The 14104-nt window shown below is 70.7% G+C and carries 10 protein-coding genes; 3 read left to right on the forward strand and 7 right to left on the reverse strand.

The genetic code is table 11. The features are described 5' to 3' along the window. Positions 1-60 precede the first annotated feature (60 nt). The 3 genes from Apa02nite_RS36000 to Apa02nite_RS36010 are packed head-to-tail and all read left to right on the forward strand — an operon-like array spanning position 61 to position 3834. The gene (locus tag Apa02nite_RS36000) at positions 61-936 is read left to right on the forward strand and encodes a hypothetical protein (RefSeq protein ID WP_203829031.1); all 876 of its coding nucleotides are present in this window, start codon (positions 61-63) and stop codon (positions 934-936) included. Then, the gene (locus Apa02nite_RS36005; protein WP_203829032.1) at positions 933-3032 is read left to right on the forward strand and encodes a hypothetical protein; all 2100 of its coding nucleotides are present in this window, start codon (positions 933-935) and stop codon (positions 3030-3032) included. The genes Apa02nite_RS36000 and Apa02nite_RS36005 overlap by 4 nt, the downstream gene beginning before the upstream one ends. Position 3033: 1 nt before the next feature. Next, positions 3034-3834, forward strand: coding sequence for a hypothetical protein (locus tag Apa02nite_RS36010; protein WP_203829033.1), 801 nt, complete (start codon positions 3034-3036; stop codon positions 3832-3834). A 55-nt stretch (positions 3835-3889) separates the two neighbouring features. Here the strand turns inward: Apa02nite_RS36010 and gatA are convergent, their stop codons facing one another. From gatA to Apa02nite_RS36045, 7 genes are all read right to left on the reverse strand, one after another. After that, on the reverse strand, positions 3890-5353 hold the full coding sequence (gatA, locus tag Apa02nite_RS36015) for an Asp-tRNA(Asn)/Glu-tRNA(Gln) amidotransferase subunit GatA (RefSeq protein ID WP_203829034.1): 1464 nt from the start codon (positions 5351-5353) through the stop codon (positions 3890-3892). Between the two features lie 2 nt (positions 5354-5355). Then, positions 5356-5655: an Asp-tRNA(Asn)/Glu-tRNA(Gln) amidotransferase subunit GatC gene (gatC, locus tag Apa02nite_RS36020; protein WP_067685713.1), complete on the reverse strand. Its 300-nt coding sequence runs from the start codon at positions 5653-5655 to the stop codon at positions 5356-5358. Between the two features lie 48 nt (positions 5656-5703). Further along, a complete protein-coding gene (locus Apa02nite_RS36025) occupies positions 5704-7728 on the reverse strand; it encodes a putative bifunctional diguanylate cyclase/phosphodiesterase (protein ID WP_203829035.1) in 2025 nt (674 codons plus the stop codon). Between the two features lie 172 nt (positions 7729-7900). Next, on the reverse strand, positions 7901-10228 hold the full coding sequence (gene ligA, locus Apa02nite_RS36030) for an NAD-dependent DNA ligase LigA (RefSeq protein ID WP_203829036.1): 2328 nt from the start codon (positions 10226-10228) through the stop codon (positions 7901-7903). Between the two features lie 63 nt (positions 10229-10291). Next, positions 10292-11287, reverse strand: coding sequence for a methionine synthase (locus tag Apa02nite_RS36035; RefSeq protein ID WP_203829037.1), 996 nt, complete (start codon positions 11285-11287; stop codon positions 10292-10294). After that, the gene (gene mnmA, locus Apa02nite_RS36040; protein WP_203829038.1) at positions 11280-12368 is read right to left on the reverse strand and encodes a tRNA 2-thiouridine(34) synthase MnmA; all 1089 of its coding nucleotides are present in this window, start codon (positions 12366-12368) and stop codon (positions 11280-11282) included. The genes Apa02nite_RS36035 and mnmA overlap by 8 nt, the downstream gene beginning before the upstream one ends. 9 nt (positions 12369-12377) lie before the next feature. Further along, positions 12378-13553: a cysteine desulfurase family protein gene (locus tag Apa02nite_RS36045; protein WP_203829039.1), complete on the reverse strand. Its 1176-nt coding sequence runs from the start codon at positions 13551-13553 to the stop codon at positions 12378-12380. Between the last annotated feature and the right edge of the window lie 551 nt (positions 13554-14104).

The raw sequence follows: 14104 nt of genomic DNA on the forward strand, positions 1-14104 counted from the left end.
CTCCCGGTCGCGCCAATGATCGAGGTGAACCGATTTCCACCACCCGACAGGAGGAACCAAATGCCCGAGCGCGACCGCGGGGAAGCCGCCGACCTTCCCGAAATCATCTCGATCATGGTGGTTGATGCCGTGCGATTCAGCCGCCATACCGACCCGCAGCAGGACGAACTGGCAACCCTGATCGTCGAGGCCCTGGAAGACGCGTGCCACCGTTCCGGTCTGGAGGATCTCTGGGAGGCCCGGCGGTTTCCGGACAGTACCGGCGACGGATACATCATCGGCTTCTCGCCGAATTTTCTGCCTCGCGTCATCGATCGGTACTTCGATGCGCTGCAGGAAGTCTTGATGATGAAATCGGCCCGGCTCAGATCGCGCGGCATGCAGCTTCGGCTGCGCCTGAGCCTGGACCTCGGTCCGGCACGCCGGCTCGAGGACTTCCGAATCGGCTCACCGGTCGGCAAGACCATGATCGCAACGCATCGACTCGTCGACGCTCAACCACTCCGAACTCTGCTGGAACGCTCCGACCCGGACGTGACACTGCTCGCGGTCGCGATGTCGGACCGGGTGATGGCCGATGTGGTGACGGCGGGACACACCCGGAAGCACACCTCCTCAGAGTTCGTGGCATGCCCTCTCGAAATCGCCAAGAAGGAGTTCACCGCGACAGCCCATCTTCACGTACCGGCCATGTCAGGCGACATCCTCCGGTACGGCCTGCTCGGCGTCCTCAGCCGTGACGGTGAAGGGGAGGTGACGAGCCCCGCGTCGCGGCCTCCCGAAGAACCAAGTCCCCGGCCGGGAACTACGCAGGTCTCCGGGCGCTCCAACGTCGTCGCGGGCCGCGACATCGATCAGTCTCGCCGGCATACGACGGTTCGTGGAGACCAGTACAAGGCACACCGGGACATATCGATCCGGAGGGAGCCGAAATGACCACCGCGGAAGCTTGGTCCAGTGATGCTGGGGACACGAATGACGACGCTGACGTCGGCACCTACGACGATGCTGAAGTCGCCACGCCGCACAGCCCCGCACAGGCCGGTCGAGACCTGGACCAAAGTACGCACTACGTAACGGTGAGCGGCGACCAATACCAGGCCCAAACCATCGTGTTTCAGCAAGGGGAAGTCGCCAAAGAGGTGACGACGATCCTCAAAAAGCGTCTCACCACCGCTCAGACCCTCACCGAACAGGTACGCCGCTACGTGGCCCCGCCAGGTCTGGGGGACCATGTTTCGCAGTTGGCCACCGGGCGAAGCCTGGTCCTGCTCTGCCCGGCCGCCGTGCCCCGTAGCGGACAGCGGGCCGCAGCGGCATTCCTGATCCACCGCGTGGACGAGTCGCGGGCGGCGGCGACACGCCTGAACTTCCAGGAACCGCTACTGGACAAAGATGACGAAGCCACAGGGACGCTGCGCGACGCCAAGAACGTCGGGCTCTTCTTCGACTTCGTCGAGCGAGGCGACGGACCCGAGGCGGTCGACAGTCTGCGTCAGTTCGGCCTACTGGAGCAGGGCCTCGCGGAGGCCGGGGCCTTCGCGGTCCTCGCCGTCTCCGACGCGCTCACGGAGGAGGCGGAGAAGTCTTTCCCCGGACGGGTCCATCACCTACGACGTCCCGCTGGCGAGGCAGTCTTCCGGTCCCGGGCCGCCGAAATTCCCACATCTCTGCTCGATGCCCTCACCGTTCACGAGGTGTTCCGCCAGCGACTGCGGGAGGCTTGGCCGCCCGAGGCGACCCGCCTGGCGAAGCTGGCCAACAGGGCCTACCAAGCGGGGATCACCGATCTCGACGGCATCGCACGGCAGGTCGTCGGCGCGTTGTCCAATTGGCAGGATCAGGCGCGCAAGGACATGCGGCAATTCGGCAGCGCGCCGCAACGCGCCCTCCTGCTCGCCGCGGCGATGTTGGAGGGCTCCGGGCCGGCCGCCATCGTCCACGGCCGGGATCTCCTTCTCCGGGCTGGTGACTTTCCGGCCGAGCCGACGAACCCCTTGGAGCGGACCGATGTCGTCACCGAACTCGAAGCGCTGCACGACATCGAACTGAACGTAACCGACACCCGATTTGCCCGTTTCGAATACGGCATTGCGGTGCTCCATCTGGCCTGGCAAGGCTTTCCCGGCCTGCACCTCGTCCTCCTGCGGTGGCTGGAGCGTCTGCCGTCGGTGATCACTCCCGACGGCATCGATGAGTTCATCGCGCGGATCATCGCGCTGTCCGTACGTGACGGCAGCGGACAGATTGCCGTAGCCGTGGCCCGCCGGTGGGCCAACGGTCGTCGACCCGCACCCACCCAGGGCACTGCACGGCGCCTCGACAAGGCCCAACGGGTGGCGGCGGTGATCTTGCTTCGCGACGCCTGCCTGCATCCCCAGATCGGTGGCGATGTCAGGCGCCGGGTCTACGAATACGCCTACTACCTGAAGTCGCCCGCCGCATTCCGGGTCGTACTGGCTGAGGCGGTCGGGGCATTCGACGTCCACCACCAGACAGCGGCGATGACCCGGCTCAAGCACCTTGCTCGCGGGCCCGAGGAGGAGGTGATGACAGCCGTTGTCCGTGCCGGAGCACGTCTGGCGAGCGAGATGGAACTCGGCCGGCTGCTTGAGTACTTGGGCGGCTGGCTGTCCGCGGCCAACCCCCGGCGCACGGAGGTGGCCGTACAGGTGGCGATGCAGGTCATGACGGAACTGGACGACACTGAGCTGCGCCTTGGATCGACGGCTGCTGTCACAAGCTTCTGGCGAACGGCACTCGCGACCCTGCCTTCCGCGACAGCCACCGCCCTCATCCGTTGCTGGATCCGCCTCGCCGCTACGTCCGAGCAGAACCGCTCAGCAGCCATTCACGTCCTGCTCGGCGCGGCCGGAACCGACCTCAGGAGAGTCGGCCAGCTGTTCTACGCCACTCGCCCGACGAGTGAACCGGGCACCGAGGAGGAGATCCTGAATGAGCTGTTCCAGCAGGTGCGGCTGCGGCTCGACGAAGTGCTCACACCAGGCAGAGACACGGGTTGGGAGGACTGACGTGTTCCGCTGGCTGCAACGCATAGCCGATGGCGCCCAAGAATCGACCGGGATGCCCACAGACCCCGTAGCGCCGCTGCTCGGCGCCCCGCCACCGTCTCCTCCCGAAGCGAACTTCATCGTCAAGGTGGAGAGCCGTGATGCCTGCTTCCCCTTCGACGTCCACCTCGTCGTCCGCTACGGGCTCCTCGACGGAGCAGCCGTCGGCGATCCGCTGGTCGTGGCCAAGGCGGGGGTGGACCGGAGGGTGCGCGCGGTCGCACGACAGCACACGCTCACCGAGACAACCCGGCTCAGAGGCGAACTGGAAATCGAATTAAGCCGACAGGCCCAGGTCGAGTCGACCGGCGTGGTCGCCTGGGCATCATGCGTCGCGGTCTACGCCCACAAGCAGCTGATCGAGGAAGTCTGGCGGTACGAGGCCCTACGCCGCCAGGAAACGACCCGGATCTGGAACCGCGAGACCGAGGAGGCTGAGATCACCTATTTGAGCCGGATGATCGATGACCCCTCACGCGCCACCGCATGGTGGCTCCGGCAGAACCCTGACGCCATCCAGAAGCTGCCCGAGATCGCGCGGACCTTCAAAGCTCTCCGAGCTGATCTAGACGAGGAGGGCATCGGCAGAGCCAACGGCACCCGGGACAACTGGGACGAGATCTTCGCCGACTTCTGCCGCAGGGCCGATCCGTCGGCGCGGTATCTGCTCGAGCATCAACTCAACCAGGTCTTCGTAGAGAACAAACTCGACGACCTCGCGGACCGGGCTCGCCTCCTCAACGGTGACCCACCCCGCCCGTGACATCCGGAGGCGGTGCCGACCCGACCGAGGTCGGGTCGGCACCGCTCAGATCCGATCAGAGCGCCGGCGGGGTCAGCGTGCCCAGGGCCGACTCCAGGGCGCCGGCGACCCGGTACATCCGGTCGTCGGCGAGGGTCGGGGCCATGATCTGGAAGCCGACCGGCAGGCCCTCGGAGAGCCCGCACGGTACCGAGATGGCCGGGCCGCCGTAGAGGTTCGTCGGGATGGTGAACAGGTCGGCGAGGTACATCTGGTACGGGTCCGAGGTGCGCGACCCGAACGGGAAGGCCACGAACGGCGTGGTCGGCGAGACCAGCACGTCCACCTTCGCGAACGCGGCCTCGAAGTCCCGGGTGATCAGGGTCCGGACCTTCTGCGCCTGGCCGTAGTACGCGTCGTAGTACCCGCTGGACAACGCGTACGTACCCAGAATGATCCGGCGCTTGACCTCGGGGCCGAAGCCCTCGTCCCGGGTCAGCGACATGACCTCCTCGAGCGAGCGGCTGCCGTCGTCGCCGGAGCGCAGGCCGTACCGGACGCCGTCGAAGCGGGCCAGGTTCGAGGACGCCTCGCTCGGGGCGATCAGGTAGTACGCCGGGAGGGCGTACTGGAAGTTCGGGCAGGACACCTCGACGACCTCGGCGCCCAGCTTGACCAGCGCCTCGAGCGACTCCTGGAAGGCGGCCAGCACACCCGGCTCGGAGCCGTCGCCGGTGAACTCCTTGACCAGGCCGAGCTTCACGCCGGTCAGGTCACCCTGCAGGCCACGGCGGGCGGCCGCGACGACGTCCGGCACCGGGCTCGGGATCGACGTGGAGTCCCGCGGGTCGTGGCCGGCGATCACCGCGTGCAGCAGCGCGGTGTCCTCGACGGTCCGGCCGCACGGGCCCGGGGTGTCCAGCGAGGAGGAGAACGCGATCAGGCCGTACCGGGAGGTGCCGCCGTAGGTCGGCTTCGCGCCGACCGTGCCGGTGACCGCGCCCGGCTGCCGGATCGAGCCACCGGTGTCGGTGCCGATGGCCAGCGGAGCCTCGTACGCCGCCAGGGCCGCGGCCGAGCCACCGCCCGAGCCGCCCGGGATGCGGCCCAGGTCCCACGGGTTGTTCGTCGGGCCGTACGCGCTGTACTCCGTGGAGGAGCCCATCGCGAACTCGTCCATGTTGGTCTTGCCGAGGATCGGCAGGCCGGCCTGCTTGAGACGCTCGACGATGGTCGCGTCGTACGGCGGCTTCCACCCCTCGAGGATCTTCGACGCCGCGGTGGTCGGGATGCCCTTGGTGGTCACCACGTCCTTGACCGCGATCGGCACCCCGGCCAGCGGGCCGGTGATCTCGCCGTCGTCGACCCGCTTGGCGGCCGCGAGCGCACCCTCGCGGTCCACGTGCAGGAACGCGTGCACGCGTTCGTCAACCGCGGCGATCCGGTCGAGGTGCGCGGTGGTCACCTCGACTGCCGACACCTCGCGCTTCGCGATCAGCGCGCTGAGTGACGCCGCCGTCATCCTGGTCAGGTCGCTCACGATCAGTCCTCCTCGTCCAGGATGCGCGGCACCCGGAACCGGCCCTCGTACGCGTCCGGAGCGCCGGAGAGCGCCTCCTCGTGCGTCAGGCTCGGCTGGGGAACATCGTCGCGGTACACGTTGGTCAGCGGGACCGAGTGCGAGGTCGGCGGGACGTCGTCCGCCGCCACCTCACCGATACGCGCGACCGACTGCAGGATCACGTCGAGCTGTCCCGCGAAACGGTCGAGTTCCTCTTCGGTCACGGCGAGCCGCGACAGGCGCGCCAGATGCGCTACCTCTTCGCGGGAGATGGCGGCCATCGTTGCTCCCTCATAATTTCATCGACTGCGTGCGTGCCGTCACCGAGTCTATTTCGCCGGGATCCACGGCCCGCGCAGAACCCCTGGCCGTACCGGCCGGTAGCGGCCCAGCCACTCGGCCAGCTCGGCGGCCGGCATCGGCCGGGCGTGGAACCAGCCCTGCGCGGCGTGGCATCCGGCCGCCGCGAGCAGCCGCCAGGTGACCTCGTCCTCGACCCCCTCGGCCACCGCACGCAGGCCCAACGAGTCGGCCAGCCCGATCACCGAGCGGACGATCGCGGCGTCACCGCGGTCCTCGGCCATGCCCAGCACGAACGACCTGTCGATCTTCACCTCGGAGAGCGGCAGCCGCCGCAGGTGCTGCAGCGAGGAGTACCCGGTGCCGAAGTCGTCCAGCGAGATCGCCACGCCCATCCGGTCCAGCCGGGTGATGGTGTCCAGCACCCGGTGCGGGTCGGCCATCAGCGCGCTCTCGGTGATCTCCAGCTGGAGCAGGTCGGACGGCACCTCGTGCTCGCGCAGCAGCCGGGCGACCCGGTCGGCGACGTCACCGGCGTGCAGGTCGCGGGCGCTCACGTTGACCGCGGCGCGCAGCGGCGTCTCCGCCGTACGCCACGCCGCGAGCTGGGCCACCACCTCGTCCAGCACCCTGGCGGTGAGCAGCCGCATCACCGGGGTCGGCTCGGCCACCCGGAGCAGCTCCTCCGGGCCGACCAGGCCGCGCTTCGGGTGCTTCCAGCGCAGCAGCGCCTCCACGCCGACCACCTCGCCGGTCGCGATGGCGATCTGCGGCTGGTAATAGAGCACTATCCCGTCGTCGGCCGGGTCCCGGCGCAGCGCGGCCCGCAGGTCGGCGAGCAGGGCCAGCCGGTCCGGTGAGGCGTGCGGTGCGTCCGGGCCGTGCACCGCGACCTGGTCGCCGCGCTGCTTCGCCTCGTACATCGCGGACTCGGCCTCGCGCAGCAGGGTGGCGCCGTCGCGGCGGCCGGACTGCAGCGCGATCCCGATCGAGGCGGTCACCTCGACCGGGGTGCCGTCCATCGGGAACGGCAGGCTCAGCGCCTCGGTCAGGTGCTCGGCGATCCGCCGGGCCGACGCGGCGCCCTCGACCCGGGTGGCGAGCACCGCGAACTCGTCGCCGCCGAGCCGGACCACCAGGTCGTGCCGGGGCACCGCGGCGGCGAGCCGGTCGGCGACCCGGGCCAGCAGTCGGTCGCCGGCGCCGTGGCCGAGCGCGTCGTTGACCGTGCGGAACCGGTCCAGGTCGAGCAGGAGCAGGGCGCGCTGCCGGTCCGGGCCGCGCTCGGACATGGTGGCCTGCAGGGCGCGGCGGTTCGGCAGGCCGGTGAGCGCGTCGACCCGGCCGGCCCGCTCGGACTCGCCGGCCCAGCGGACCATCCGCTGCACGGCGTGCACGGCCAGCAGCGACATCGGCAGCAGGGCCGGGCTGATCTGGGCGGCGAGCAGCAGGAGCGGGGCCAGCGACAGGAGCGCGGCGGTGCCGAGGAGGTCGGCACGGGCGCGGCGCCGGGGACGGGTGCGCCGTTCCGAGGTGCAGCGGCGGGCCACGGCGGCCACCGCGTACCGGGCGGCGATCCAGGCGGCGGCCGCGGCGCAGGTCAGCGCCGCGTCGCGGAGGTCCGGCCGGAGCGCGATCCGCCAGTTCGCCAGCTCGGCCACCAGCGCGGCGGCGCCCAGTCCCGCGATGTGCTGCAGCGCGAGGTGCACGGAGCGCAGGACCGAATGCCGCATGCGTACGCCGGCGACCGTCACCGCGATCAGCTGCACGGTCAGCGCCGGGGCGAACCCCCAGGCCAGCACGATGGCGAAGGTGAAGCAGATGGACGGCAGGATCACCCGGCTGACCCGGTGACCGGGCAACGGGTGCGGCCGGGCGTCGGCCACCACCGCGAGCGCCGCCATGATCCAGTAGGCCGGGGGCAGGGTGCGGAACGCGCCGGGGTCGGTGCCCCAGAGCAGCAGACCGGCCGCCAGGGACAGCCCCGTGGTGATCAGCAGCGCGCGGCGCCGCCGGGAGGCGGAGGCAGCCGTACGCGGACGTGCGGCATCCATATACGACCTCCACGATGGCTTCGATCACCGATCGTCTACACGATAGATCCACATGGTGCGTTTACCACCAAAGCGCCTACCTGTTATCAAATCGGCATAAGCCTCCAAACGCACAATTCACCCGTGCGCGTGACGGGCCGGGCGCCCACGATCGGGGTAGCCCAGCCCGCTCTCAGGCCGGATCGCCGGCTGCGGCCTCGGCCGGTGCGGCACCGGCCTCGGCTGGTGCGGCGGTCGCGCCCTCCGCCACCGCCCGAGCCGCGTCCGGGCCTTCAGCGAGCAGGACCCCGAAGCCGGTCTCGTCGAGCACCGGCACCTTCAGGCTGACCGCCTTGTCGTATTTGCTGCCCGGGTTGTCGCCGACCACCACGAAGCCGGTCTTCTTCGACACCGAGCCGCTCACCTTGCCGCCCCGCGAGGTGACCGCCTCGGCCGCCTGGTCCCGGGTGAAACCGGCGAGGGTGCCGGTGACCACCACGGACAGGCCCTCCAGCGGACGCGGCCCGCTCTCGACCCGCTCGTCGGCCATCGTCACGCCGGCCTCGCGCCACTTACGGATGATCTCCCGGTGCCACGGCACGGTGAACCATTCCCGAAGGCTGTCCGCGATGATCGGCCCGACCCCGTCGACCGCCGCCAGCGGATCGATGGCCTTGGCCTTCCGCTTGACCCGCTCGACCTCCGCGGGCGAGGCCACCTCAGCCTCCGCAGACGACGACGGCTCGGTCTCCGGAAGCGAAGCCATCTCGGCCTCCGCAGGCGACGACGGCGGCGTTTCACCAGCGGACTCGGCAATCGCGGCCGCCTCCGCCGTGGCCGCCACCACCTCCGGCTGCGCCGCCGTCCGGGCCAGCACCTCCTCCAGCGCGGCCATCGACCCGTACTCCCGGGCCAGCGCCTCCGCCGCCGTCGGCCCGACGTGCCGGATCGACAGCGCGATCAGCACCCGGGCGAACGGCCGCGACTTCGCCTCTTCGAGACTCTGCAGCATCTTTCCGGCGTTGGTGCCGAGGTTGCCGTCCTGGTTGACGAAGAACGGCACCCGCCGAAGGTCGTCCTCGGTCAGCGCGAACAGGTCACCCTCGTTGTGCAGCACCCCCGAGTCGAGCAGGGCCCGCGCCGACTTCTCGCCGAACACCTCGATGTCCAGCACCGCCCGGCTGCCCAGCGAACTCAACCGCTCACGCAGCTGACCCGGGCAGGACTCGCTGTTGGGACAGCGGATGTCGACGTCGCCCTCCTTGGCCGCCGCCAGCGTCGTGCCGCAGTCCGGGCACTCGGTGGGCATCACGAACGGACGGGCGTCGTCCGGACGCAGATCCATCACCGGGCCGAGGATCTCCGGGATCACGTCACCGGCTTTGCGCAGCACCACGGTGTCGCCGATCAGCACACCCTTGCGGACCACCTCTTGCGCGTTGTGCAGGGTGGCCTGGGCGACCACGGAACCGGCCACCTGCACCGGCTTCAACACGGCATACGGCGTTACCCGGCCGGTGCGGCCGACGTTCACCGCGATGTCCAGCAGCTCGGTGGTGACCTCTTCCGGCGGGTACTTGAACGCGATCGCCCAGCGCGGCGCCTTGCTGGTCGACCCGAGCCGGCCCTGGATCGCCACCGAGTCGACCTTGATCACCACACCGTCGATCTCGTGCTCGACGTCGTGCCGATGCTCGCCGTAGTACTCGATGAACTGCCGGACCCCGGCAACGTCGTCGACGAGTTTCCACCGCGTGCTGGTGGGCAGACCCCAGGCCTTCAGCGACTCGTAGGCATGCGACTGGGACGTGGGGTTGAAGCCCTCCCGGGCACCGATGCCGTGCACCACCATCCGCAGTCCCCGGGACGCGGTGATCCGCGGATCCTTCTGCCGGAGGCTGCCCGCGGCGGTGTTCCGCGGGTTCGCGTACAGCGGCTTGCCCTGCTCGCCGAGCGCCGCGTTGAGGTCGGCGAACGCCTCGGCCGGGAAGTAGATCTCACCCCGCACCTCGAGCAGGTCGGGCACGTCGTCGCCGGTCAGCCGCTCCGGGATGTCCCGGAGCGTGCGCACGTTCGGCGTCACGTCGTCGCCACGGCGCCCGTCACCACGAACGGCGCCACGGACCAGGCGCCCCTTCTCGTAGGTCAGGTTGATGGCCAGGCCGTCGACCTTGAGCTCGCAGAGGAACTGCACCGGGCCGCCGGCGTCGCGCGTCGTCTTCTCCGCCCAGTCGGTCAGCTGGTCGAAGGTGAAGACGTTGTCCAACGACAGCATCCGCTCGGCGTGCTCGACCGTCGGGAAGTCGCTGGAGAACGTGCCGCCCACGTTCTGCGTCGGCGAGTCCGGGGTGCGCAGCGCCGGGAACTCCTCCTCCAGCGCCTCCAGCTCCCGCAACAGCACGTCGAACTGCCCGTCCGCGATGATCGGCGCGTCGAGCACGTAATACCGATACTGATGATCACGAATCTCGTCGGCGAGCTCGGCGTGCCGCGCGGCAGCCGACGCGCTGGGTGAAGTCACCGCAAACCTCCGTGTGTGCGAACCTAGAACGCACGCTAGTCGCACCCCCTGACAAAACCGGGGCTACACCTCGGAGATCCGCCGGCCCGCCTCGTGACACGCCTTGAGCAGCGCCCGCACGTATCCCGGCGAAGCCCCCGCCAGCCCGCAGGCCGGCGTCAGCACCACCTGCTGCGGCAGCAGCGCCGGCTTGAAGCCGAGCCGCCCCCACAGCTTCTGCACCCGTTCCGCGATCTGCTTCGACTCCGGGCGGCGGCCGGCCACCGGCCGGGTCGGCGCGGCGCCGATGAACAGGCCCAGACCGGCCTCGATCGCCTCACCCAGCGGGTCCAGGTCCTTGATCAGCGAGAGGTCGAAGGCCACCGCGGTCGCCGAGGCGTCCCGGAACACCTGCAGCGGCAGGTCCGGCGCGCAGCAGTGCAGCACCACCGGGGCGCCGACCGCCTCGACCACGGTGCGCAGGTGGGTGGCGGCGTCCGGGCCGTCCACCGCCCGGTACGCGCTGAGCCCGCTCTCGGTCGGCACGTGCCCGGCCAGCACGGCGGGCAGCGACGGCTCGTCCAGCTGGAGCAGCACTGTCGCGCCGGGCAGCCGCTTGCGGACGTCGGCGACGTGCCGCCGCAGCCCTTCGGCGAGGGAGCCGGTCAGGTCCCGGACGGCGCCCGGGTCACGCAGCATCCGGCCGCCGATCGGCAACTCCAGGTTCGCGGCCAGGGTCCACGGGCCGGCCGCCTGGACCTTGACGGTGCCGGTGAACCGGTCGGCCTGCTCGGTGAGCTGGTCCAGGTCCCGTTCCAGCAGGTCGAACGTACGCCTCAGGTCCTTGCCGGGCCGTCCGGCGATCTGCCAGCGGCCGGCGTAGATCTGCACCGGCAGCTCGATCAGGAAGCCCGCGCCACGGCCGATCAGGTCCGCGCCCGGGCCGCGTTCCGGCAGCTCCGGGAGGTGCGGCAGCGCGGGCAGCTCACCGAGGACGATGCGCTGGGCCTCGGCGATGTCCTCGCCGGGCAGCGAGCCGATCCCGGTGGCCGCGCCGGACGGCCACGGGAAGTCAGGCATGCGCCGACGCCCGGATGCCCGCCGTGATGGTCGCCGAGCCGAGCACGATGTCACCGCCGGGGTCGGGCCGGTAGGCGACGATGGCCTGACCGGCGGCGACACCACGAGCCGGCGTCTTCAGCGTGGCGACAAACTCCGACGAGGTGACGGCAACCGAGGCCGGGACCACCTCGCCGTGTGCCCGTAGCTGCACCTCGCAGTCCACCGTGTCCGACGTCTCGTGCCAGATCGGGCGGGCGGCGGTGACCGTGTCGACCTCGAGGTCCTCACGCGGCCCGACCGTCACCGTGTTCGTCACCGGAGTGATCGACAGCACGTACCGCGGCCGGCCGTCGGGTGCGGGCACCCGCAGGTCCAGGCCCTTGCGCTGGCCGATCGTGTAGCCGTACGCCCCGTTGTGGGTGCCCAGCTTCGTCCCGGTGCGGCCGTCGACGATGTCGCCCGGGGCCGCGCCGAGTCGCTTCTCCAGGAAGCCCCGGGTGTCGCCGTCGGCGATGAAGCAGATGTCGTGCGAGTCGGGCTTGTCCGCCACGGCGAGACCGCGCTCGGCGGCCTCCTCGCGGACCCGCTCCTTGGTCGAGTCGCCGAGCGGGAACACCGCCCGGTCCAGTTGCGCGCGGGTCAGCACGGCCAATACGTACGATTGATCCTTGGCCATGTCGACGCTGCGCCGCAGCAGACCGTCGGCGCCGAGCCGGGCATGGTGTCCGGTGACCACGGCGTCGAAGCCGAGCGCGACCGCGCGGTCCAGCACCGCCTCGAACTTGATCTTCTCGTTGCAGCGCAGGCAGGGGTTAGGCGTGCGGCCGGCGGCATACTCGTCGACGAAGTCGTCGACGACGCTCGCGTGGAACTCGTCGGCCATGTCCCAGACGTAGAACGGGATGCCGATCACGTCGGCGGCCCGCCGGGCGTCCCGGGAATCCTCCAGCGTGCAGCAGCCCCGCGCGCCGGTCCGATAGGTCTGTGGATTACGCGCCAGCGCCAAGTGCACACCGGTCACGTCGTGCCCGGCATCCTTGGCGCGGGCCGCGGCGACCGCGGAGTCGACACCGCCGGACATGGCCGCAAGAACTCGCATGACGCAAGCCTATCTGGGTGTCTTCCACGCACCGGCCCGGCGGGCGCGCTCGACCGCACCGGGCAGTGCCGCCAGCAGCGCGTCCAGGTCGGCCCCGGTGCTGTCGTGGCCGAGCGAGAACCGCAGCGAGGACCGGGCCCGGGCGTCGTCCGCACCCATCGCCAGTAGCACGTGGCTGGGCTGCGCCACCCCCGCTGAGCAGGCCGAACCCGTCGAGCAGTAGATCCCCTGGGCGTCCAGGAGCAGCAGCAGCGCGTCACCCTCGCAGCCGGGGAAGGAAAAGTGCGCGTTGCCGGGCAGACGGTGTTCCGGGTCACCGTTGCCGATCGCGTCCGGGATCGCCGCCAGCACCCGCCGGACCAACTCGTCGCGCAGGGCCGCGACCCGGTCCGCGTATTCCAGGCGGGCCCGCACGGTCGTCTCGACGGCGGCCGCGAACGCCACCACGCCCGGAGTGTCGAGCGTCCCGGACCGCACGTCGCGCTCCTGGCCACCGCCGTGCAGCAGCGGCGTGCAGCTCACGTCCCGGCCCAGCACCAGCGCACCGACACCGACCGGCCCGCCCAGCTTGTGCCCGGTCAGGGTGAGCGCGGACACGCCGCTCTCCGCGAAGTCCACCGGCACCTGTCCGACCGCCTGCACCGCGTCGGTGTGGAACGGGATGCCCGCCCGCGCCGCGATCGCCGCGAGCTCCGCGACCGGCTGCACCGTGCCGACCTCGTTGTTCGCCCACTGCACGCTGACCACCGCGATCTGCTCGCCGTGCCGCCGCACCAGCTCGGCGAACCCGTCCGGGTCCACCCGCCCGGCACCGTCCACCGGCAGCAGCGTCACCTCGGCGCCCTCGTGCGTGCCCAGCCAGTCGACCGCGTCCAGCACCGCGTGATGCTCCACCGCCGAGGCCACCACCCGCACCCGGCCGGCATCGGCGTCGCGCCGCGCCCAGAAGATCCCCTTGGCGGCCAGGTTGTCCGCCTCGGTCCCGCCACCCGTGAAGATCACCTCGGACGGCCGCGCCCCGATCACCGCCGCGATCCGCTCCCGCGACTCCTCGACCAGCCGGCGCGCGCCGCGCCCGGCCGCGTGCAGGGAGGACGGATTGCCGATCCCCCGCGCCGCGGCCACGTAGGCGTCCAGCGCGGCGGGGAGCATCGGCGTGGTCGCCGCATGATCGAGGTAGGCCATTTTTCCCACTCTAGAACCTGTTCCCCGGAAGACCCCGCGCCAGTCGGAGCGGTCTCACTCACTCACGCCGGGAACCATTCAAAATCACATTCACAAGAACGATGTCGTGCGTCCGCCGGGGTACAGATCGCCGCTCCCGCCGGGACCCCTGCGGGCTTCGCAGGGCGCTGGCGCGCCCAGAACGCGAACCCCTCCGGGGCGACGTCCGCGGGTGGTCACGGAAACCCCAGGTCACACCCCCGCCGCCGAGACACCGGTTTCCACCGTCCACAGTTGTCCACAGCCCCCCACCACCCCCACGCCCCTCCCCACCACACTGTTTGCGGGGGAGCCCCCAGGGAGGGCGGGCTGCGGGCTGCGGGGGCTGCGAGCTGCGGGGGCTGCGGGGGCTGCGGGGGCTGCGGGGGCTGCGGGGGCTGCGGGGGCTGCAGGGGCTGCAGCGGACATCACGCCCGAAAGCCCGCCGGCACCGGACCGCGTCGAGCCCGGCTGGCGATGAGGGCTCCTTCAACCGCCGGGAGACACCCCTGAGCACCAGCCGGCATCGGCCG

The sequence above is a fragment of the Actinoplanes palleronii genome (assembly GCF_016862315.1).
Classification (GTDB): Bacteria; Actinomycetota; Actinomycetes; order Mycobacteriales; family Micromonosporaceae; genus Actinoplanes; species Actinoplanes palleronii.